The sequence below is a fragment of the Alienimonas chondri genome, assembly GCF_013036045.1.
Taxonomy (GTDB): domain Bacteria; phylum Planctomycetota; class Planctomycetia; order Planctomycetales; family Planctomycetaceae; genus Alienimonas; species Alienimonas chondri.
In genome coordinates, this window is the sequence record NZ_WTPX01000013.1 from 23,188 (window position 1) to 48,968 (window position 25,781).

Genomic DNA, 25,781 nt, shown 5'->3' on the forward strand with positions numbered 1-25,781 from the left:
TCATTTCGTGGGCGGGGCGGGCTTCGGTGGGAGCAGGCGAACCGACAGACCGTCGTACGCTGTGTCGCTGGTGAGGGTCGGAAACTCCTCGCTGGCGAAGTTCAGGGGGCCGAGCCGAGCCGTCTTCAGTGCGGCCGGGCTCTGAGGAGGATGGACCCGCCGACGCATTTCGGTGACCGTCACGCGGTCGACTTCGGGGAACTCGGCAAGGAGCGTCACAATGTCGGTGGCGGTGATCGTCTGCTGTCCGCCCCGGCGAGCGTCTCTGGTCCCTTGGTAGGTCGCGGCCAATGCTCCGAGAACGCGGTGTCGGATCGCGTTGTGGTGGTTCGCTGGAGCCGACGTTTCAACGTCCAGTCCGATCGTGAACGGGACGGACCGACTCCCGACGGCGACGAAATTGGGGACGGCGGTCGCGTCGGCGAACTTCAGGATCTGTGGGACCGGACGGGCGACGATCGCATCAGCCACGAGTGGCTGGCTGTCACTGCGATTGACGAGGGTCGCCTCAAGCTTCAGCCCGAGGTGGGCCTCGGTCAGAGAGAGAGTCCCGAGCGACCGCCAGCCGAACGGTCGGGAAGAGATGTCGAACCCGAATCGGTCGTCGTCAAGGACTCGGCCGGTCGGCCGGTCGGTCAGATCCACGGAGAACCGCTTCTCCGTCACTTGGGGCGCCTCCCAGCCCTGGGCAATGACCCAGCGTTCGACGTCCTCAGCAGTCTTGGCGACGCGGTCGCCCCGGTGGAGGATCGCCCTCGGCGCGGCGGGATCGTCCGTCAACTCGAGCGCCGTCCAGGCGAAGACGGGGTCGCCGCCGAGTTTGACGGTCACCTCCGCCTCGGGCGTGAGGCCGGACGCCGAGGGCCAGGTCAGATCGAAGGCGACCTGTCTGGCCCGGAGAGGCCCGAGGTCGAATCGAGCAACCGCGGCAGCGTCGTCCGATTGGCTGAACGAGTCGCCGAATGCGTCCGGGTTCGAGGTCGAGGTCCAGCGACCTTCCAGGCGGGTCCGGGCCGTGTCGGCGTCATCGGCCACGCCGAGCCCGACGATCGACGTCACGTCCACGGGGTTACCGCGGAGTTCGAGCCAGCGGAGGGTCCGCACGTTGGCCAGGTCGACGACGTCGGTTAATTCATTGTCGCTGAGGTTCGCATACTCCAGCGGGGCGAGGTTCGGCGATGTCAACGACAGACCTTCGAGCGAATCGAGCCGATTGCCGACGGCGCTGAGGAAACGGAGACCCGGCAGAGCGGCACGACCGCGGTCAAATTGAGAGAAGGCATACCGGGTCTGCGATCCGTCCGACGGACGCAGGCGATCGGCGCTGAGATAGAGGAGCGACTCCTGCTTCCCAATGACGGCAAAAGCGTCGAGAAGCGTGCCGTCGCCGGGGTGCTTGCCGCGATTGTCGATCGGCGTGTTATCGAGGTCGAGGTGTCGCAGCTCCCGCGTTCCCAGTTCTCCGAAGCGGGCCAGCCGCGGATCGGCGAGGTGAGGCGCGGGGTAGAGCGGCGTCAGATCGGTGATATCCGTTCCTGCGATGAGCAGCCTTTCAAGGTGCGTCGCGAACTGGAGGATCTCGATCGAGTCGAGACCGCTCACCGACGAGGCGTTGAGGCTCTGAAGGCGGACGAAATCGCTGACCATAATCGGCTCCACGACTCGAAGCCGATCGGTGGGCCGGCTGTTGGCGACGAGGACGGTCTTTCCCAACTGATGAGCAATCAACGGTCGCAGCGGATCGCCGGGAGCGAAGACGACCAATTCGTCGAGGGGGCGCGGTAGGTTCGCTTGAACGACGAGGTCCTGATCGTCCGGGTCGACTCGCCGTTCCTGAATTGCGGGAACGTCCCCCGGGATCGTGGTCGGAAGCGCAGTGAAGTGATGAAGGTCGACGACTTCGCCCTCTTCGGCTTTGAAGTAGTCGAAGCCCTCGCCGCCGGCGAGATTGTCGAAGAACCCGTTGCCTTCGAGATAATCGTGCCCCTGCTGGCCATCGATGACGTCGCGATCGGAAGGCGGATGGCTGGCGCCGACCTCGGGGGCGGCGATCTCGATCTCGTAGGCGAGTGACCCGGACCAATCGGGCGCCGCGTCGACATCGAACGGATCGTGCACACGAAGAGCGTAGGTCCCAGCGGCGAGATCGCGGATGTCGCTGACGGTCAGCCCCGAGCGGAGGCGGCGGACTTGGCGATCGGCCGCGAAGAGGTCGAAGCGGAGCCCTCGACGGGCCCGCGTCATGACCTCCAGTTTCAGGTACGACTCGGGGCGGTCGCTGAAGTTCGCGATCGTGATCGCTTGGTCGATGCCCTCGCCCCGCAGCCGGAACGCGAGACGATTTCGTCCCGAGCGGAGCGCGTCCAAGAGTACCGGGCGGAGGTCGAAGAGGATTTCATCGTTCTCGCCGGGGAAGACGGTCTGGCCACGGCGTCGCCACCGCTCTGTCGGTATCGTCGCGAGGGTCGGCGCGTCGTTGTCAATCCACCGGGCATCGAGGTCATCCGTCCCGGAGGGCTCTTCCGCGAGACAATCCAGCCACAGCTTTCCGCTGTTGGACGTCCGGTAGCGGAACGACAGCCGCGCCGAGGCAAGTTCCCGCTCCAACGCAGGAAGATGGGTCTGGAGTGCGGAGAGGTCAAACAGCCAGACCGTGACGGCGTCGTCTGGCCCGCCGACAAAGTAGCGCCGGCCCCCGTCGGGCTGGACGAGAGCGTCGGCGGTTCGCGATTCGCCCCCGTAGGGGAGGACCGGTCGGCCAAGCGCCGGGTGAATCTCGGCGGTGGAATAGGTTTTCGCCGGCAGCGGCTCTGAGCCGGAGTAGACCGGGAGCGGGCCGTCGGAGTCGGCCTCGGGCTGATACGCCTCGTCGACCCTCAGCTTGACGTAATCGCCGGGTTGTCCGTCACCGAGCGTCGAGAAGGTGAACCAGCGCTCCGTCTCGTGCACGGCGAAGTCGGCGAACTCGGTCCGGCTGCGATCGGTCATCACGCCTGGGCGGCCGGCGACGGTCGGTACCTGCAGCGGCGGGTCGAGAAATACGTCCAGCTTGGCGTCTCCGCCAAGCGTTTCTACCGGCCGAAAGACGTGGGACCGCGACTCGCCGAGGAACCGCAGTCGGAAGTCGGCCCCGTCGCGGCGGACTATGCAGGGCGTCTGATCGGTCGCTGGACGTTGCATGACGTCCAAGAGATCGTTCCAGCCGGGCGTGCCGAGGGCTTCGTCGCCGAATCCTTCCGACTCAATCATCTGGAGCGTCAACAACGCCTCATCGAAGTCCTGGAGGCGGACAACATGCTGGAGACGGTCGAGTGTGAGCTTCGGCGGACCGAACGGCGACAGCGGGAGACCCGACGCGTCGAGCGGACGGGCGTAGAGCGTGACGGTCCGGTCGGTCACCCGAACGCGGAGATCGAACCACCGACCTGCCACGAGGTGTTCGGGTTCGATCGGAACGGTTGCCGAGAGCCGACCCAGGTGGTCCCGGATCTCGAAGAGTTGCTCGGTGAGGTTCACTCCGGCGAGGAGGTACTTGTCGCCGCGGGCGGTGCGGTCGTTGGGATCGACGCAGTCGCTGTGCGGTCGATACTCGACGACGATATAGCCGTTCCGAGACGGGCCCGGCTGGGGGCGAAGCCGCACGCGGGCTTCGTAGAACGGACCGACCGCGGTCCGGCGAAGCAGAGCGACCTGACGTCGCGAGGCGTCGGTCGCGAAGAGCGAAGTCGTCGTCTGCGTCCACGCCTCCGCGGGGACGAAGTCAACAGTTTCCGGGTCTGCGAAGTCCGCGTAGGCCATCTCCAACTGGTGGGCGAAAGGCCGGTTCGTCGGTGGATGGACGACGAACAGACCGAGGCCTGGCACATCGCGATTGGCGAGCGTCTCGCCTCCGCGTCGCGGACGACGAAATTCCCGTGGCTCGCCGAAGGCGAAGAAAATTCGGCCGACGCTTTGAGTCTGCGATTCGGCACCCAGCCCGCTGGTCGCGAGGGGGTCGCCGACGGCAAGATCGTCGATTCCGTCTCCGTCGAGGTCGAACAGCGGATAGCCGTCGAGTTCCAAAGCCGTAGCGATCGGCGTGTTCTGGCCTGACGCGTCGGATGCCGGCTTCTTGCTGAGCGGAAGAGTCCTGACGATCCCCGTGTGCTCGGAGAGCCGGACCGTGGGAACGGCCGCGTCCGCTCCGGCGGCCTCTTTCTCGAACCGCTTGCCGAGGCTGTGAAACAGTAAGACCTTCCCATGGTGATCGACCGGCTCGCCGCTGGACGCGGTCACGCCGACGGTAGAGACGATGAGATCCCATTGCCCGTCGCCGTCGACGTCGCCGGCGGTCGCCGTCAGCCGTCCCGTGCGGAAGCCGAGCTCGACGTCGTCGCGAAGTTGACCGAAGACCTGTGAGTTCGGCGTCGCGGGCCATTGCCGCTCGCCGGAAAGCCGCTCCTTATCAATCGCAAAGTAGGATCGGGTGGTACCGAATCCCTCCCAGCCCCGGACGAGGAAGATTGAGCCGCGGGCGGCCAGATCGTCGTCGTCGGTGTTCTCGACCCTGCGGGTGATGCCGAAGTCGGCTAGGCCGTCGCGCTCGAAGTCTTTCCCGGCGACGTCGTTCAGGGCGATTAGCGAGGCCCCCAGCCCGAAGCCTTCCCAGACCGCATCGGCGGTCTCGAGCGATCGCAGCGTGACGTCGGGGTCGGGGTCGGGGTGGCTGGCGAGGAGGTACGCTCGGCCAACGGTCCGGCCGTCGATCGAAACGAAGGACGCGTCGCCGAGGACGATGTCCTCGCGGCCGTCGCCGTCGACGTCGCCGGGAACGAGGACCTCGAAGCGGCTATCGAGCGGCGTGACGTCCATCGTCTCGCCGACGAGGCGCCGTCCCAGCGTCGAGGAGCCGCGTACGTCGGTCGCCCTGGCGTCGTCGTGGCGGAACTGGGCAAGCGGTCCGCTCCCGTCGGCCTTCACGACCCAGCCGATCACCGGAGCGTCCTCCGTCGGTGTGACGATCCAGACGACGAATTCGCGAGTGTCGGCGTTATGGTCGTACTCGATCGCATGGACGACGACATCCTCCGGCGTGACGGCGTCGGACTTCACGGACGACACCGGCACGGTGAAGCAATCCGCCCACGTCGTTCGCCACTCGTTGTAGCGTGACGTTTGCACGACGAGGCGATCGCCGCGTCGGGTCACCATCGCGATCGGGCCGTCCTCGAACTGCCGCCTGGCCGGGGAAACCGATTCGCCGGCAAGCAACTCGGCCTGACTCTGGCCCGCGATCGAGTATCGCCGGGCGAGCTCTGTGAGATCGGACGGGTCGTCGACCGTGATCGCCAGAGAGGTGTCCCGCCCGTTGAGCCGCAGCAGTTGCGTCCCGGTCGTCGGATCGAGGGTCGGATCAAGCCGGGCCCGGTGCAGATTTCCTGGATTGATCGGCCCGTAGAGAGCGTGGACTCGACCTGACCCGTCGCCCGCGGCGAGGAAGTCGTCGTAACCGTCGTCGTTGAGGTCGCCGATCGGGATCAGCCGGGCGAGACGACCGTCGACGTCCCCCTCGATAGCGAATGCCTGCTCCAGAGAGCGCGGCTCCATCTCGTCCGCGGGGGTTGTCCGACCGAGCGAGAAACCGGCAGGCCGAAAAGCGGCGAGGGCGGGATGGGCCAGCGTGGCGATGAAGTTGTACGGCAATGCCTGGTCGGCTCGCGAGCAGGTCGACGACGATCCGTCGGGCGTGCCAAGGAGAACGTCGTCCCCGACATCGGACCGCCTCCCAGTCGGCGTTCCGCCGTGAAGGACGTCGTCGTCGTCGCCGCCGAGTATGCGATCGTCGTCCTCGCCTCCGAAGACGAAGTCTCCCCCGTCGCCGGACAGAAGAACGTCGGCATAGGCGGAACCGTAGATCACGTCCCGGTCGTCGCCGGTCCGGACTTCGATATGGGCGAAGGCGGATGCTCCCGCCTGGACGTCTCCCCGGGCGATGCCCCAGCTCCTTCCGCCCAAGGTGGGCTGGAAGTATTCCGGATCAAGATGGACGACGTCAGCTCCGCCTCGCGTCTCGAGGAGCGTGCCTTCAACGTCCTGGACTTGGAAGAAGGCGAGCCGTTCGTCGTACCGCTTGACGACCGAATCCTCCTCCGCCGGCTTGAAGCGTGTGCCGACGAACCGCCGGGCGTTCGTGTCCCAGACGAGGGCCATCAGCCGATGCCGCCCCAGGAAGCGATCGTAGCCGAGGGCGATGAAGTCCCGGATCCGCTCGCCGGCATCCTGGGCGTCGGCCGCGTGGACAGTGTCGCCTCCGAGGAAGTAAACGCGATCGTGACCCTCGCCGCCGAACAGGAGGTCGGCCGTGGCTGGATCGAAGGAAGTGCCGTACACCCGATGACGGGGAAGTTCGTCGGGGACGAGCTGGAAGAGATCGTCTCCGTCATCGCCGAAGAGGAGGTCCGACGCCTGGCCGTCGAGTCCGCCGCAGAGGACGTCGTTGCCGTCGCCGCCGAAGATCCAGTCCTCCGCCGACCCGCCGAGGAGACGGTCGTTGCCCGGACCGCCGAGGATGACATCCTTCCGGCGATGGTTCGGACGTCCGGACAGATTTCGGGACCGGGCGGCCGACAGATCGAGGACGAACCTCTCGTCGTTGGCTGCCAATGAGGTCAAGCTGTACTGCACGTCGCCGGGTCCCACTTGGTGGACCGTCAGCACGCGGTCATGCTCGGCCGGATCCGTCCGCAGCAATTGCTCGACCGCCTGCGGATGGTCCTCGGGATTGAGCACCTGCACGCGGAGAAAATAGTTCCCCTTGATGAGGGCCTGCTCCTTGCGGGCCTCTTGATAGGCGAGCATCTCGCCTCCGTCGACGGCGTCGAAGTCGCGGAACCGGACGAAGCCGAGCTCCTCGCCGTCGCGGACGGCGATCCGCTGGGCGTCGACCCGCGTCAGCGGGACGGCGAAGACGAGCCGCCCGTCCTCGAACCGGGCCTCCAGATCGAGCGGGCGGGCGGGCGGACGCCCGTCCGGACCGGTCGCCTGGGCGAACGCGGCCTCGAGTTTCGTGACGAGGTCGTCCTGCCGCTCTTCGAGCGATTCGGGTTGAGTCGCCGCCGCCGCCTCGTCGCGGGGCACGACGATCCGATACGGCTTGCCGTCCAGCAGCAATTCGAACTCGATATCCTCGGCGAGGTAGAGACCTTCACGAGGCGCAGTCGCCGCCCGGATCTCCAGCAGGTCCACTCGGGACAAATCGAGCACGGCGTGGGTGCGCTCGGTCGTGGTCTCGGTCGTAGTCAGCAGCCGTCCCAGGCGGTCCGGATCGTCGCGGTCGGCCTGCCAGAATTCCAGCCGCAGCCGCGGAGGGATCGGCCCGGAATTGGCGACCTGCACGACGAACGGGACAGATCGTTCGAGCTTCTCGGGGAACGTGATCCGGAAGTATCCGGGCGACCAACCGCCCTCGCGGACTGTCAGGCGAAGACCTTCCTTCTCGACGAGATAAACCGAGGGGGCGGCCTGGATCCGCCAACGGACACCCTCCTCGACGACGGTTACGCGGACGTCCGCGGGGAGCGACCTCTCCAAGTTAGCGAACTCGGCGACGAACGCCGGCGGCACTGTCCCATCCGTGAGCATCGTCGCCAGGGAGCCTTGCGTGTCGTCATCGACGGAGAAGAACTCCGTTTCCAGACGATCGAGCTGATACGGTCCGAAACGTGGAATCGTTTGATACCCCGTGATCGAGACGGCCGTCGCCGGGGTGGCGTTCGGGCGGCCGGCGACTTCACCGTCCCAGACGATCGACGGGACGAGCGCGTAGGCAATCGCCTCCGGCGTCACGTCCGCAGGCGGGCCGGCGGGAGGCGGATCGGTCGGGGCCGGATCCTCCGGCTCGCGGAGCCCCACCCGCAGCTCGAACTGTTCCTTGGTGCCCAGTTGGATCGCGGAGAAATCGACTGTCCGTTCCCCCGCCTCGGTCGTATGAAGCACCGCTCCTGCGACGTCGCGAAGCTCGAGGACGATCTCATCGGCGTACGGCGAAACCGTGACCAGTTCCAGGCGAGACGTCCCGTGGAGATGGACCGGGAGCATAAACGAGAAGACGTCCTCGTCGGTCGCGGGCTCGTCGGTCGCGGGCTCGTCGGCGATGTCGCTCGACGCGGCCACGTCGCCGCGATGGAGCGTCAGCCCCTCGAGCCGCTCGAGCCGATCCAGTGATCCGAGCGGGAACGCCCCCCCCACTGCCTCGGTCGCGTCGGGATGGTTCCGCAGCCGAAAGCGGATGTCATAGGCCGCAAGCTTGGTATTGGGACCGTCTTCGCGGTCCGCGGCGGCGACCTTGAGATAGTACGACGCCCGCCGTCCGTAACGGAAGCTCACTCGAGACCGCTCGACGGTCAACTCGAGCGCGTGACGATCGTCCGCTAGTCGCCACCGGTTCTCGCCGAGGCGTTCGATCGATCGGATCTCCTCCGGTCTCAGGCGACCGCCGAGGCCGCTCCAGCGGGCCATCTCCTCGAGGACGAGCAGTCCACGATCCAAATCGCCCGACCGGAGATGCTCATCGATCGCGGCCGGATTGATCCCGTTTTGCTCCACCCAGCCGAGAGCCGGCCAGTTGAACTGACGGTGACTCAGACGGAGCTTCGGCGGATTGCCGTCAGGATACGAGACGACGCAGGTCCAAAGATTGCCAGCCAAGAAGGCCCAGCGGCGCTCGTCGTAGGGACGGATCTCCACGACGTCGCCCCGAAGACGGAGGGTCGCGGGAAATCGACAGCGATCGACCATCGGATCCCAGAATTCCTCAAGCGCCTCGATGTCTTGATCGCGCAGGATCTCGAGCAGACGGAGATGATCGCTCTCCCGCAGAAGCGGCCCGTCAGCCCAGTCCACGATGGCCGGTAGCGAAGTCGGATCTGAGTCGGGGCGACGTTCCCCATCGGCAACTTTCTCCGACACCGGGGTGTCGAACCACCAGAGAAGATTTTCGACCGACTCGTCGTAGAGTTCTCCCCGCAAGGGCGTCCGGTGAAGCCGATCGGTGACGACGAGGTCAAGTTCGTCCCCCTCACCCAGATGGAGATCCTCAGCGAGCCGAAAGCGATACCAATCGACGTCCGGCTCGCCGAAAGGGCTGTCCAGGGTCAGGCTCTGAAAGTGCTGGCTGTGGGGGATCGTCTGGAGATCGAACGCCAGCCTCGGCGTGTCGTTGGCGACCATCCGGTGGAGGACGCGGTCGGGATCTTCGTGAAGGGCATATCGGACGTATCCGCCGGGCCAGTCCTTCGTTTCTTCCTCGGTGATGGTCTGCTCGGCGATCAGGCGGGCCCGCGACCGTTCGGCCGCGTCGGGAACGTACGAGCGGGTCGGGGCTACGCGGACGAGGTCGTGACCCTCGCCGGCGTCGACCCAGACCGTCTTCTCGACAGTTTCGCCGATGTGGACCTCATCATCACCAGCGAGGGTATCAATGATGATCGCGAGGAACTTCTCCTTTTGTTCGTCGAAAAGGAAGTCGGTTTCGAGCTCTCGGCGGGCCAGTGAGGCACTGATTCGCTGGGGGACGCCGCCCGACGAGGCAACGCGGTCGAATGATCCGCCCTGTTGGAAGCGGGCCTTCGCCGCCTGGTTCTCCGGATCGGATTCGAGACCGGTCGCCCGCGCCTCGAGGAGCGATGGCACATGATCTTGCCGGGACATCAGCAGCGCCGACGGGTCCACGTACTGTCCCCCTTGACGGTCAAGCGGACGGCCGTCGGCGCCGGCGAACTCGTATGCCTCGACCGAGAACCGCGTGTCCTCCGAGCCCGCTGTCGAGATCCGCAGTGAGTGCTCGCCGAAGTGAGGCGACGTCGGGTCGACGACATAGCCGATCTCCACCCGATCGTCGATCTCTGAGGTCGCTAAGTAGAGAGCCCCCTTGGTCGTCTTGGCATACTCTTTCCAGAGATCGTCTCGAGCGACGTCGCCGGTCGGCTGGAAGGGCGTCCCGTCGCGTCCGATGATCTGATCGGCCTCGCCGGCCCGCCCGAAGAGGAAATCGAGTTCCGTTCCCGCGAAGAGGAGGTCGACGGCGGACTCATCGTCGCTGCCGAGCATGCGATTGAGGCCGGTCCGCTCGAGCTCGAAGCCGGTCTGCGGTTCGGGGGCGAAAATCCCCGCGTTTTCGAAGACGCCGAAAGTCCGTTCGGGCTCGACGCCGAGACCGCGTGCCTCCCGAGCCTTGATCTGCACTTCGTCGTCGAGGAAGGCGAGCACGGCCTCCCGCCACGCGTCCGGATCTGTCGGCGTCGGGCCGTCCCGGACCCGATGTGGAAAGGGCTTCGACGCCAGAGGATGGAATGACCATGCGTAGAGTCTGTTCGAGCCGACTCCGGCGATGAGATCGTCGTTCCCGCCGCCGGCGAAGAGGTAGTCCAAGTCGTCCGACCGGCTTTCGTCCGACTTGCGTTCGGTGACGTCGCCCCAGAGGATGTCGTCGCCCCCCAAGCCGAAGAGGATATCACTGCCTGGCCCGCCGATGATCCGATCACGGGCCCCGCCGCCGACGATCAGGTCGTCGCCCGATCCGCCGGAGAGGACCGAGAAGCAAATCTTCAGCGGCCGGGGGCCGGTCGGAACTTCTTCGCCGATCTCGGTCGCATGGTTGGCGGTCTTCGTTGAGACGTCCAGTAAGATCCGGTCGTCGCCCATCAGACCGGCAACTTGCACCTGTTCGATGTATGCCGGCAACTCGTCGGATCGGGGACGCCAACGGATCTTGAACCGTCGGGGTTTTCGGGGGACCGGGACGCGACGGACGGTCGTCGGCCCGGTGTCGTCGTTGCAGTCGACTTCGTCTAGGCCGTGGCTCTCGCTTTCGCTGAAACTGGTGTAATCGATTTCGAAGACGTCCGGATCGCTTTCGCCGATCACGATCCGGTCGTGTTCGTGATTGTTCGAGTGCCGTCGGTTAGAGAACGTCGCGTCGCCCTGCACGAGGAGGATGTCGACGGCGTCGTCGAGCGAATCGCCGGCCGTTATGTTCCCCCGGTGCCCATCGATGTCCTCGATCGTCTGCTCGATCGCGGGGGAGTCGCCTCCTTCGCCGATCTCGTTGTCGTAGTAATAGCGTGAGTCCACGTCAGCAACGAGATGGTCTGGTCCGCTGCCTCCGCGGAGTTTGTCGGTGCCGGCCATCCCTTCGAGCCAGTCGTTGTCCTCACCGCCCCAGAGCACATCGTCGCCGCCTCCGCCGAAAAGTTGATCGCTGCCGCGGTTGCCGAACAGAATGTCGGCCCCGCCGCTCCAACCCGCGTCGCGGTTGATCTCGTACCCGGCTGTCAGAAAGTCTCCGTGCAGATAGTCCGCGCCGGCGCCGGGCTGTTCGAGGGAATCGCCGATGAGGAGCTCCCGTCTGAGGGAGCCGTAGAGGAAGTCGCCGCCGTCGCCGCCGCGGAGTTCGTCCCCGGCTGGGTAGTCGGTCGCCGCGAACGGAGAGTCATCGTCCTCCGGACGAAGCGACCGATCCCGGCGAATGCGGTCGTACTCTCGATCCTCCTCGCCCGAGTACGCGAACATGAGATCGACACCGCCCCCGCCCCAGAGCCGCTGGCCTCCCTGACGGAGCTCTCGGATCGAGAACCGGGGCGACTCACTGGAGGTGGACGAATCGATCCTGAGCAGGCGGTGACCGAACACGTCTCCGACGATCAGCCATTGATCGGGCGCACCCGACTTGTCCCTCCGCCAGACCTTCAGACGGGACGTGCTGGCGACTTCGATCTGGTGCTCAGCGAAGGCCTCGACGAGCCAGGCAGGAACGCCGCCGTCAGCCGCGATGCTCTCCCGACGCTCGGCGGTGGCCTCGACGGTGGGCGTCTCGATGAGGATGCCTTGATCGCCATGGAGGATGTCGTCGTCCTCGTCACCGAAGAGCTGGTCGATCCCCCAGCCGCCCCAGAGCATATCGTGACCATGCCCGCCCAGGAGGACGTCGTCGTTCGTCCCCTCCCCGGTCCGTGTGCCGGCGACCAGGGCCGCGAAGTCATACGAGAACCCGGGCAGGTCCGTGAAACCGCTCATCTCGGCTTGGGCCGGCGTCGGCCAATTGCCGTGTAACTGATCGGCCCCGGCTCCGCCGTCGAGGTAGTCGTTGCCGTCCCCGCCGTAGAGGTGGTCTTCGTCGTTGCCACCAAAGAGCCAGTCGTCGCCTAGGCCTCCGAGGAGACGGTCGGGCCCGTCGCCGACGTCTCCCAAGACGGACTCCCGCAGGTGCTTCAGGAAAGTTTTGGGATACGTGTACCGTGGCCGGTTCATCCGCTCTGCCCCACGTTCCTCGACCAAATTTAGGTCCGCCCGGTTTTCCTTCTGTGCCTCGAAGGCGGCGTAGATCGCCTCGAACTGATCGATGAACTCCCGCTTCGCCTCACCCAGGGGGGCGTCCGCGTCGACGGCGGCGGTAAACGCCCCGGCGTTTTGGAGACCGCGAGCGAGCTCATAGAACTTCTCAATGGCGTTCGCTTGCCGTGAGAGCTGCAATTCGGGGCGACCGCCGATGAGGATGTCGCTGCCCTCGCCGCCATCGAGGATGTCGATCTGCTGCCCGCCGATAAGGATGTCGTCGCCCCCTTCGCCGTGGACGATGTCGCGATCATTCTCCCCTGTTTCGAGACGCTCCCGTCCGGCGACGACAATGTCCTTCCCGTCCCCGGCGAAGATGCAATCGTTCCCCTTGCCGGCGAGGATGAAGTCGTTCTGACCACCTGCGCGGATCACATCATCGTCGCCGGTGGCGATGATGACGTTGTAGGTCTCGCTGTCGCCCTCGGTGAGAACGAAGTTGTCGCCGGAATCGACGTCGATCAGATTGTCCCCGTCGCCGGCGAAGATCACGTCCCGCTCGTCGTCGAGGTCGACGCCGTCCGGACCGGGGCTGGCCAGCATCCAGTCGTCGCCGTTGCCGCTGATGACGAGATCGTTACCGCCACCGACGTCGATCATGCAGAGAAACGCATGCGCCGTTTCCACCCATGGCTCGAATGGGGAGACCTCGATTTCGACCGTCCGAGCTTGATACTCATCAAGCGCGGGAAACGGCTTCGCGTCGGCGATTGTGGTAATCTGATCGTGCGCCGCTCCGGTGGTGATGATGTTAATCTCCCGGGCGCTGGCCGCCGGATCGGTCCCCTGATCGACGCCCGTCATCCAGAACCGGTTGACGCCGTTGCCTCCGTGGATTTCATTGCCGCCCGAGCCGGCATGGACCCGGTTTGCGCTGCCCAGCCGACCGGCGACCCACTGTCGAGGCGGGGGCAGCGTGTCCCGGGCTGGCAACGTGTCATCCTGCTGCTCGGCCTCCCAGTCCACCGGCTCGGTCCGCCACGCCCCGGCGAGGATGACGTCCCGTCCGCGTCCCGTCCGGATCGTGTTGTTTCCATTGCCGGCAAGGACGAGGTTCGGACCGTCCCCGCCGACGAGGATGTCGTTCCCGGCATCAGATGCGTCGTGGAGCTCATCGGTCGACCAGACGATCTCGTCTCCGAAGAGCTCCTGCCGTCCGACGTCGTCGTCCGCGACCGGGAAGAAGGTGTCGAACTCGGTCAAACGCTCGCGGAACTTGATCGACTGCCCATTCTCCACGATCAGGGAGTCCGGACTCTCCGGCAGTCCCGTGGGGAGTGAGCCTGCGTAGAGGAAGTCCGAGTGCCCCCCTCCGACGAGATTGTCGTTCCCGCCGTCACCGGAGATCGTGTCGACGCCTTCGCCCCCGAAGAGCACGTCACCGCCGGACTGACCGGCAAGTCGATCGTTGCCGCCGAGGCCCCAGATCCAGTCGCCCCCGTCGTCGCCTTCGATCACGTCGTCCCGACCGGAGCCGATGAGGAAGTCGCCGGACGGTCCTCCGTTGAGGATCTCCGTGCCCACGGTGTCATCGTCCTCAACGACGAAGTCCGTCATGGTCCGCTGGAAGGCGTCCGGACGCTGTTTGACCTTGACCCAGTCGCTGTTGCGGAGCGGCTCGGTCGCGCTCACGTTGGCGGCATGGTGAGCGACCCGATTCGGGAAGTTCGCTGGAGCGATTGGCGTGACATCGCGGAGCGCTCCGGCGACCAACACGTCCCGACCAGATTCTGGCCGATCGGCGGAATCAGGGTCCTCAAGAAACGCAAAGTAGGGCTTGGCTTCCTCCTGCGGCGGGAGATTGATCGTAAACGGCCTGCCCAACCGATCGGCCCCGCCGCCGCCGAAGAGGTGGTCGTCCCCGCGGTCGCCGAAAATACGGTCCTCGGAATCCCCCCCCCAGATCCAATCGTCGTCGCGACCGCCGTCGATCTTGTCGACGCCCTGATCACCGTGGAGATGGTCCACGCCGGGCCCGCCGAAGAGTTCGTCGTCGTCGCCATCGCCGAAGATCCAGTCGTCGCCCCCACGTCCGAGGATCTTGTCGTTCCCGCCGCCGCCGATGAGCAGATCGCCGACTGCGTTGGAGCCGATAATGACATCCTGACCGAGGCCGCCGTCGATACGAATCGCGGCGTTGTCGCGGCTGTTGACGATCAGGACGTCGTCACCACCCCGACCGCTGATATCCAGTTCGTAAGGGACACGCGCATCGAAGATGACCGTTTCGGGTTCGTCGTGACCGACGTACACCAGCTTATCAATGTTTTGATTCCTGGATTTCCAGACCGGGATCACTTCATTGCCGCCGCTCAGATACCGGAGGATGGTCACCAGCGGAACCATATTCCCGTTGTCGTCGCGAACGCGGGAGTAGCGGATTTCCAGCTTGGCGTCTTCCTGATTGGTGATCGTCAACGTGCTTCCATCCACCGTCGCCGACGGCGGATTGTCGGCATTTCGTAAGACCCGCATCGCGACCGGCAAAACCGGGATCGATCTCGCGACGAGGATGTCTTCCGACTCGCCGCAACCGGGCTGCGGCTCGAGCGCGAAGAGGATCTGCCGTCCGATCTCGTAACTCTTGCAGATGACGCAGTGAAACTTGCCGAACGTCTCGAAGCCGACCTCGAGATAGGCACGGAGGTACGCCTCGACCTTCGAGTTGGCCGTGAATAGTTCATCGAAACTCTTGTTCTCGAACTCTTCGTAGTGCAGCTTCCCGTCGCCTGACTGGTAGCCGTCCGTCGTGCACTGGTCGTTGAGATCGAGTCCGAGTTCGCCGACGACGCCGCCCTCGACCCCCGCCCGGGCGACGGCGACGTTAACTTCCATTGCCGCGAAAAGGCCCATCCGGATGGCGAGTTCGTTGATGTCCGGACCGAGTCCGCCCGGATAGAGTCGATCGTTGATATAGAACCCGTGATGGGCGGGCCGGTGCTGACGGATTGCGGCGGTGTCGTAACCGACGCCGAGCGTCCCCTCGATTGAGACCCGTCCGCCAATCCGCGTTCCCAGAGGGCCGATGACGGGAAAGAACTGCCCGTACTCGAATCCTGCCCGCACCCGGGGGACCCGATACTCGAACAGTGTCGCGTCCTTGCCCAACAGCAGCCCAAAGATCACTTTGTGCGGCGTACTAACGGGAAAGATTTGATTCTTGTCGTTATACCCGTTGACGTCTTCGATCAAGGGGAACGCAAACCGTCCGGCGTTGTAACGAAGGTAGAATTCCTCCCGTGTCGCAGGCGGACCGCTGGCCGGTCGCGACGCGTTGGCCGCCTTCTCCAGTTGGCGCCGCGTCTGCTTCCAGGATTCGAGGAGTTGAACATTGTTCGGTTCGAGCGTGCCTGCCGCTCCCTCCGAGCGTGCCGCCTCGTAATCGAGATCGAATCCTCCTATGGCTACCCAGCCATCCGCGGGAATGTGAGACCTGAGAGCCGTGATTCGATCTGAATAGGTCGCCAACTCGTCGAGGGCGTCCAAGAACGACCTGAGCGACTTGGCTTCTTCACCGTCAACTCCACCGTCAACTAGCAACATCGCCAGATCGATGAGGCTGACCTCCCCACCGAGATCCGAGATCACAGGTAAGGGCTGTCTCATCTCCTGAACCTTGTCCGCGATCGGCTCGACGATGGCCTCTACTTTTTCGAAGATCGGCTCGACGAACTCGTCGACGAACTGACCGACCTGCATCTCGACTTGGCCAAACTTCACTGTCGTCTCGGCCTCGCCCGTCGACCAAGTGAACGTGAAAGATGTCCGGAACTGCGGCAGGCTGAACTCGCCGCCGAGGGCGATCTCGTCACTGGTGAAGTGCTTCACGTTAAAACCCGCCTGCGCCTCGAAACTTGGAACTCGGGCATTGTTGACGAGCCCCCCGAGGCCAACCTTTCCGTTCGCCAGGATCAGTCGAGCCCGCGTTCGGACCCCGTTCTTGACAGTCTCGTCGTTCCAGGAGCAGTCGGTCGTGTCCTCGGCGCCTGCAAGTCGCGTGTCGAAGCGTAGGAACCCTAAGTCGGTCGTCATATCCGACGTGGTCTCGTCGCCGTCATGGCGGATAATCGCCTTGGCGACGCACTCGACAGCCACGTCCTCGAAGTAGACCCCCGTCTCATCAAAGCCGATCGTCGCGAAACCATTTCCTACCCCACTTTCGTCCAGTGAGCCTACGGTCAGACAAGCTTTCAGCGTCACCCGGGGCGGCGGGGACATGACCATGCCGATCCCCTCGAGCCCGAGGTCGAGCTCCGTCTCCTGAGCGATCGTCTTCTTGATCCGGAGCTGGATCGTGACGCCCTTGAGCTCCCCGTCGGCGATCGTTACGTCGACCTCGCCGACCTCAGCGCCAGTCCCGGAAAGCGCCTCGGAGATCGCATCCTCAAGACGTTCGGCAATCCGCTCTTCCAGTTTTGGATCAGCGGGATCGATATCCTCCATGGTCAGCCAGTCGTCCTCGAAGGCGCCCCGGAGTCCTTCGAATACCTCCAGAATGTCGAGCTTGGCCCGCCCGAGGACGGGAATATCCTGTTCGCCGAGGGCGCGTTCGATCGCCTCCTCGAGCTCGGCGTTGAGACGGTCCCAGCTAATGCCCAGATTGGCCAGCAGCAATTGCAGGTCGAGGTCAGGCAGCGTCGCCCGTCCGTCGAAGGTCAGATCGTCCAGGTCGAAATCCAAGCCGACTTCGGGAAGCTCGGCGTTGATCTTGCCGATGTCGATATCGGCAAGCGTGTCGAGGTCGTAGATCCGGGGAGGAAGGCCGGCACGGCCGAGTTCGTCGCCGTCTAGGTCTTCGAGCACATATTTGAACTCCCGGGACCAGGTTCCGTCGGAGTCCGTGCCCATGAATTTGAGATTTCCCAACGTCGCTCGGAACGGTCCGATGACGGCTTCGAACGGGATCAGACCCATGTCGTTGGCGGGGAGCGTGATCGTCGCGTCGGCGGTCGCGTCCGTCGGCTCGTCGTCGACTTCGCTGCAGCCGATGAAGACGCCTCGGATCTCGTCCGCGCCCTCCGCTTTCGAGAGGTCGATGCCGAATGTCAGGCGAGACGTGGCGGTCAGATCGGCTCTCACCCGCCCATCGTCGCCTGCATTGATCAGAGGATAGGTCTTGCCGCCGACGTCGACAGACAGGTTCAGGTTCGCTTTTCGATCTTCGGACTTCGCGCGGGTGTATGTGAAGATCAGCGAGTTCGTCTCCAAGTCGAAGCGAAACGTCAGCGCCTCGCCGAGTCCCGCCTGCCCCAGTGCGTCCTCGATTGCCTCTACGAACACGTCGCTAAGATCGTCCATCGAGCGCACCAGGCGACCGCCATGGATGAGGTCGGGCTGGTCCAGCCGAGCGGCCACCGTCCGCTGGAACTTTGCGAAGACATCCTGAATCTCGATTAGATCACCCAGCCGCAGCCCGATGCCGTCGAGCTCGTCGAGACTGGAGAACTTCTCGATCGCCGCGTAGCGATCAAGAAGATCGGCCAGATCCTTCAGGCCCGCTTGTAAGCTGTCCAACAGGGCATCCCGGTCCCCCAATCCCCCAAGGATCGCGTCCTCGGAGAGTTCGATCTCGGTCTTGCCGTCCCAGTCCGCCGTCAGTCCCATCGTCGCTTTTTCGTTGAACTGCGAGATAGCGGCCTTGAGACCCGGGTCGAGACCGGCAGCTGTCCGCCAGAGATCGCCTTCGAACAATTGCTCCGACACCCAGGCCTCTCCCCGGATGGCGACATTGCCGTCGCCCTCGAAACAGGCAACTCCTTCGTTATCGATGATCGCCCTGAAGTCGGCCTCGGCGTCCGCTGTCAAAACGAGGCCGAGGTCCAGCAAACCGAGCTCGGCCTGCCCCTGGACGTTCTGGGCCTTCAGTCGTCCCGAACACGCCGCGAGCGTCTCTCCTGTGAACGACAGGTCGTAGATTCCCCGCTCGGCAAGCAGCGACCCGCCGACCAGAAGGCCGTCACGATCGACGTCTTTCAGCGGAAGTGCCAACATCGCCGAGAGCATGAGCGTGTCGAATATGGCGTCGCGATCCGGGGCTTGGCCCGGGGCGGTGATCGACAGCGGCGTCGTCTCCATCAGAGGGAACCAGTCGATTGTCGCGACGTACCTGTCCCGGAAGGTAAAACGCTCCCCGTCGAAGTCGACGTGCAGCCGTCCGGTCGGATCCGTCTCGTTGAATCGCTGGGCGATCTCCTCCGCGGAGTGGACATCCCCCAAGGGCACGTCGAAAGCGGTCGGCGGGTCGGATGGCGTCTCCGGGTCGTGACCGGTGAGCGCCACCCTCACCTGGACGGCATCTCGATGGGACGCGGTCAGCAAGCCGAAAAGATGCTCCATCCGCTTTCTCATCTCCCCACAGAACGGCCGCAGGAAGACCTCCTGATCTTCGGCGTCGTCCGAAATCGCGAGCGAGTCGGCCGGTCCGTCCTCGATGCCGTCGTCCGCGTCGTGCCCGTCCTCCGGCGGCTTCGGCGGGACCGCGATCGAGAAGTTGGCTTTAAGGGACGTTTCGAACGATGCGGCCAGGCCCCCCTGCAAGGTGAGGCGGTCGAATGGACTGTCAGGAGGCAAAGTGATGCGGGCCGATTCGATCGGCAGCGGCGGCTCTTCGGCGAGAGCGTCCTCAGGACGGACCGCCTTAGCGTAAAAAGTGAGCGCCGCATCCGCCCCCCCCTGCCGTTCGTACGCGATCGTAAGCCGCCCCCCCGAGAGATCCTCAACGCACGAGCGCAGGCTCCCCAGCGTCGGCGAAGCGAAATCATCAACCGCCCGCAGATCGGCGAGGCCGCCGACGAAACCGAGCTGATCCGTTTCGAACAATGAGACCGGGGCGTTTCCTGTCAGAGGGGTGGTGATCACCAGCCGTCCGTCGCGTCGCTCGAACTGGAGTGCCTCAAGGGCTGTCTTGGCCTCACCATCGGGTAAATTGCTGATCGCCTGCTCGATCCGCGACTCCACTTCCTGGACGTTTCCTGTCGTGTGGGGCACGACGACCTCAACCGGTGGCCCGGCCGGCGTGATTACCGCGAGGAACGTTAGATCCTCTTGCGCCAGATCCCTGTCCGAGGGCAAGGGGCTACCCGTCCGGCGGATCGACTTCAGGCCGAGGGCCTCGCACCCAGTCCTCGGTTCAATGGTGAGCCGGGCAAGCGGTGCCTGTCGGTTGATGAGCAGTCGCAACCGGGGCGGAGCGTTTCCCTTCCGATCGGCCAAGCCAAACCAGAGCGTCTGAGCAAGACCGACCCGGTTGAGCGCGGAGCCGAGTGCGTCGTTGAGCCGTTCGACGTACTCGCCCTCCGGTTGCGGGGTGTCCGTGTACGGCGGCGGGTCCACCGTGAGCTCGATCGGCACGACGCGGTCATCCGCGTGGATGGTGAAGGCGATCGTCGACGGCCAGACCTCGCCCGCGATCGCTTCGCACTCGACCGCCCGGTAGAGCATCCGATCGATGACGGAGAACTGAAGCCACCTGCGAAGGTCGATTACATCGGATGGCTTGACGTCGGTGAGCGGGAACCGCTTCTTCGCTAGGCCGCTTTCGAGCCGTTCCGCAACGATGTCCAGCACATTGAGCGGTATCTCCTGAGTCGTCCGCTTCAGCGGGGCGAGCGTCCGCCCCGCCTCGGTGGTCTCCGGAAGGATCACATAAGACTTGGTAATCGTCGGAGAGACGCTGTAGATCCGCGGTTCCTCGTCGATGATGAGGACATCGAACTCTTGCCGAGGCAGGTCCTGTCCGTCCTCGGGATCGAGCACCAGCCGCCAACGCGTATCGGCCGTGACATCGACGACCGCCGGCGGCTTGTATTTGTCGGGAAAGAGGAACGACGTTCGACCGGGCAGCGTGGCGGTCTCCCCGTTTTGGTCGACTTCGTAATCCTTTTCCTTCTCGAACAGCGTCGGTACGGTCCCGGCGTCGAGCGAAGCGACCACATCCGCAAGCAGACCCGGCGAAAGGTGGGCGAATCGAACCCTCGCGTCCGCTTCGACCGCCGTATCGACCCAGAGCTCGAACCGCGTCTCTCCCCGTGGGAGCCCTTGGATCGGATGGGGGCCGCCGTTGACCGTACCGTCGAGGTCGACGACCAGTTCGCCGACGCGGACACGGTCGTCCGCACCCGGAGGTCCCGGTGTCGGGTCGGGCGGGAGGGGATGCTCGAGGGCCAGAAGGGCCCGGCCAAGAAACGCGTCGCACTCCGCCGCGAGTTGCTCGGAGGCGACAGTGACGCCCCCGCCGTCATTGAGCGAGACGATCGGAACGTTAATCTCGTAGCCGAGGCCCTCGACTGTCGGTGCCGCCAGGCCGAGGATCCCGAATCGCCAATCGGTCTGGCCGAACGCCCGCGGTTGACCGATCGCGAGGCGGGCGTGAGCCGATTCGATCTTCACCGTGAAGCGATCCAGTTCGTCGAGCTGAACCTCCAGGTACGCCTCGGTCGCCCAGGTCGCCCGCAGATGGACAGGAACCTCGGCTCTTAGGGCGACCCGGCCCTGCCGGTCGAGCATCGTGTCGACGACGCTTTCGTCGACCGCGCCGATGGTCTCAACGCGGAACGTTGCCTCGACGTCGGCCTGAGCGGCGTCAGGCAATCGGAGTGAGACGACTCGCGTTGCGGGATCGTAGTCGACGCGGTCGGTCTTCTCGAGCAAGTCCTCCAGATCCTCCGCCCCCGCGACAATCGTCTTGAGCGAACCGATCTCGTTGACGAGGGCAACCTTGAACGCTTCGACGGTCTCGTCGGTGACCGTGATCAGCCGTTCGTCCAGTGCCTCGATGATTTCGTCGTTTCTCGCCTCGGTCAGCGACGCCGCGACCGCTTGCCCGAATGTCTCGAGGTGGGTTGCGAGCGTCGCCGGAACCGGGACTGGGTCGTCTTGCAGCAGGGCTGCGACGTCCTCGATCCCCGGAGCCGAGATCGGAGACCCCGCTTGGCGGATGATCCGCACCTGCGCTTGGACATCGAGCTCGTCGCTCTCGGTGACGAGGGGTCGAACCTCCGGCTCTAGGTCGGCCCGGATCCCGGTCGGAACGACCAGCTTGACGGCGAGAAACGGGCGAACGTGGACCTTCGCAATTGCGTTAAGATACCCGATCTCATCGGCCGCGTCGGTCCAGGCGACGATCGCGACATTCCCGTTATCGCGGATCGCGGGCCCGCCGCCGATCGGCACGAACCGGCCCGATTCGTCGGACCCGCGTTCGAGCGTCACGCCTCCGAACGAGGCCAGCGAGGGGTCGCCAAGGATTTCTCGCAGCCAAGACGTTCCGAAGGATGGTGCTCCGGACCCGGATGTAAGTCGGTTCCAGGCGGGTGCCGTCGTGTCGTCGCGGCGCCGATCGGCCCGCAGGACGAGCAAATCGTCGGCATCGGGAGCCGTTTCACCCGGGGCGGCCGGGGGCTCGACTTCGTGAGCCGCCCGGCAGAGCGTCAACGCGTCCCGGAGGGCCTTCCGCGAATCCAGCCTGCCGTCGACGACTAGCCAGTCGGGCGTATCGCCGCCGATGTAACCGAGCCACCGCAGCCGTTGCTGAAGCGTCGCCCGGAAGATCGAGACGTCCGCATCGCCCCATTCGTCGACGCCATGTGTGCCGGTCAACAGCGGTCGGCGGGCTCCAGCGTGGACCGTGACCGTGAAGGTCGGCTCGGTCCCGCTGTGCGGCCGGAGCTGCTCCCAGGTCGCCACGCCAGTCGCCGGATCGAGAAGCTCTCGCTCGACGACGAATCCGACGACCCCTTCGAACGGGAGCGGCGGGCCCGGTCCATCGGTCGACGATCGCTCCGTTACTTTCGGAGCGAAATAGTACTCCGGGACGCGGATGGGCGGGGCCGACGCGGCCGTCCGCTCCCGTCGGATCAGATAGCCTCCGTCATCGGCGGCCGAGGAGCCGGCCGGGTCGAGAACGAAGTGAGCGTGACCGGCCGTCCCATCGTCGCCCGTGGCGATCTCGTGGAATTCGGCGTCCCCTTTCGCCTTGGTGAGCACGGTCTTGATCCTCACCCGGTTCACCCGACGGACTTCGTCGGCGGCCGAGAGGGAAAGCAGCCCGTCGACGGATATCGGCGAGAGGTCTCCCGTGAACAGGTCCTCCGTGGATAGCTCCAGAACCCGGGCCGACGGGAGCGTCGGCTCTCGCCTCGCAAGGCAGTACTGATAACGGGCCGACGGCAGAACGGCGACGTTCGCCGTGGTCTTCGCTGGATCCCGATCAACCGGTGCCCATCCGGTCCACACTTTCTCAGCCAGACGTCGCCGGACGAACAACGTCGCGCCGGCTTCGCCTGCGGCGGTCAGCCCCGTGAGCTGGATGGACCCGGTCCGGGTCATCGGTCTTCCCAGCGGGTCAAGCCCCACGATGTCCTGGGCACGCACCCATGGCGTGGGCAACACCTCCGCTTTCGGCTTCCATCGTTCAAGGTAGGGCGCTCGACCTCGTGCCGGTTCGTCCCGACTGAGATTCCGCGTCGTCTTGATGTAATGAATGAGAGTGTCGAAATCGCCCAGCATCCCCTTGGTCATCGGCCGCTCGCCCGACCATCCCTGATAGATGAAGTCGGCGAGAATGTCCTGGATCGCCGGGTGCAATTCCTCCCAGGGCGTCTTGCCCGGTTTGGACGTCCCGTCGACATGTCGGGTCCGCCTGTTATAAATCGCAATCGTCTGATCGATGTACGATGGACTCGTGCGCACGGTCCCGTCAGACTCGGTCCAGGTGGCGCCCTGGGAGTAGACGAGATTGAACAATCGGAGCTGCTGCGGCCGAGTCAGGAGAAGCGAATCATCGTCGCGATGCTGGCGGTAGAACGCATCGGCTTCGAGACCTGTCATGCCCGCCGCAGCCGAGAGTGTTTCCGCCGCCGTTGGGTCGTATCCGATCGACGTTAATTCCGCCTTGATCTGCTCCGCGGAGCGAGAGCCCATGTCGTAGCCCCGGCCGAAGGTCACCCCGGACTTGCTCTCCGACACCGGCTCTCCCGAACGGACCGGATGATGGATCCGCAGCGTGCGGTCGGAGTGCCCCTCGCTGCGATAGGTGACCAGTCCTCGGTCGATGAAGTCGTAGCTGATCGCCCACTGGTCGTCAGTGTCCTTCGCCATCGACGCGATCCCGAACATCTCCAACGGCGAACCGTCGAACGTCACATCGATCGAGAACTCATAGGTTTCGTCACTAAGAACAGGTGCCGTGAAGAGCGTTGTCGGCGTATTGGGCTCCGCCTCGATCTTGTCGCCCGTCGCCGGCGCATCGTCATGATGATGCGTCAACACGATCGTCGCGGTGTGGGGCGCCGTGGTCGCGATCGTCGCCTTGAGTTCCGCTCCGGGTGCGACTTCCTCCGGCAGGACGAATCGCGGAGGCGACCCCGGCGCAGCGTTCCATGTCAGCGTCGCGTCGACGTGCTCTCCGTCCGCCAGTCGATCGACCAAATCCTGCGTCCAGGCCGTCGCATCGGTCGGCACGCACCAATTCGCGTTCTGCTCTCCCGGGCCGATCGGCGTGCCCGTCTCTCGGACGACGTCGACCTTCTCATCCGAAAGGACGCCAGAGATCCGGAGGTGGATCTCGGTGTCGGTCATCTCGTCGACATGACAGACTTCGTTGTTCTTCGATTTCGCCGCGAAGGGCGACGTCGGCGTCACGCCGGTGATGGAAGCCGTGGCGGGCGTCGCCGACCGATCCGCCGGGATATAGACTCCGTCGAAGTCCCAGTTCGACACGGTCCGACGACCGGCGGGCAGCACATAGAGCGAATTGTCGTACTTCCGATTCGGGCCCGGGTTGGGTCCGTAGACCAGCAACGCATGGTCGGAGTGATTAACTACTTCGCCGTCGATGAACAGACTCCCCGGATTTCTGAAGTCGGACCAATCAATGTGTTCGATCTCGGCGGCCGTTAGGGGCCGGGCAAAGGACTTCTCATCCTCGTCGAGATCCAGGATCCGGATCTCTGACGGGCTCATCTCACGAGGCGGGACCGGCGTCGCGTCCGCACTAGGGTAGTTGGCGAGGACATCGAACCGGTAGCCCGCCGCCTTACAGTCCTGCACGAACGTTCGGAACTGGTCCGCATACTTGGTCTCCTCGCCCGACTTGTACCGGCGGAAGGCCCGCTCGTGCATGAGGACGATGATCCGGTCCTCGACCTCAGGTTCGGCGTCGTCGATCTTCGCCAGCAGCTCGTCGACGGTATCCAGGGGACGGTCTAGATCGATCGTCTGCGGGGTGAACATATTGACGAATCCGTCTTCGCCAGCCAGGAAGCTGGCCCGCTGCAAATCGGCAATTTCCTTGACTTCGCCGTCGCCCTCGAGGTCCATCTTCCATTCGGTGTCCCAGCCGTAGATTCGACTTCCGTTGGTCTCGAGCCGGTCGGCCTCCTCGATGGAATCCCAAAGTCCCGGGATCTCGTCGGGTGTGAACTTCGTCACCCGGATGCCAGGCAACCGCCATGTGTTGCGGCCCGGGAGACGCAGGGTCGTAAATCGTGAATACCCCTGCAGGCGGTCCCGATCGAACCGCCCACGATAATCGTGAGAATAGGGCGGCATTTCGGCCGGAATCCCCGCCAACACCGTCGTCAAAGAAGCCGAGCCATACTCGAAATCCATCAACACTGATCGCCGCACGGCCGGCTTCTCCGGCTGAGCGTCGGGCTTGAGTGTCTGCGCGTTCAGGCGAAGCCCGTCCGAATAGAAGCTCGAGTAGAATTGGTGCGACTGACTATCACTATGGTTGGCGACCTGGTAACGAGGATCGCGATAGAGTCTTGTGAGAAGATCAGGATCCTCCCCAGACCGTGTGCCATAGGCGGCGGCGTACTCGCCGACCAAGAAGAACGTCGCCGGCACGTCCTCGGCTTGTAATATCGCGAGCACATCCTCGGTGCCCGGCTCCGGCCCGTCGTCGAACGTCAGATACAGGACCTTTCCCGTCTCCGCCGACGGCTGGTAGTCGACGCTCCCCTCGGACGAAAACGCGCGACGGACCGACGATTCGAACAGCGGCCAAGTGTTCTCTCCCACGACACCGTCGATCGGCAGTCCCGCTTTTCGCTGAAACGTCTCGACGCTCGTCTTCGTATCAGACCCAAAATCCCCATCCTCGGCGATCGGTTCGTCCAGCGACAAGATCGCGTTCAAAGACTTCTGCAGAAATACGACGTCCGGGCCTGAAGAGCCCACTTTCAAGACGCGGCGCTCTCCTGCAATGGCGACGGAGCACGCACAAATCAGGGCAAAGACGAACCATACAAGCGAGACGCCAGTTCGACCTCTCGAGCCGCAGTAAGAAACTCGCATTCGACGCTCCTGATATCTTGGTCGCATTGCCCTATCGCGAGATTAGGATCACGAGTGATTTGCGAGCCACGATTATGGTTGAGTGAGTACTACAGTTACAAGAAGGCGGCCGG

At 64.6% G+C, this 25,781-nt stretch carries 1 protein-coding gene; it reads right to left on the reverse strand.

The window, feature by feature from the left end:
* Positions 1 to 25,695 carry a polysaccharide deacetylase family protein gene (locus LzC2_RS03530; RefSeq protein WP_315854519.1) on the reverse strand — a complete coding sequence of 8,565 codons (25,695 nt, stop codon included), beginning with the start codon at positions 25,693 to 25,695 and terminating at the stop codon, positions 1 to 3.
* Between the last annotated feature and the right edge of the window lie 86 nt (positions 25,696 to 25,781).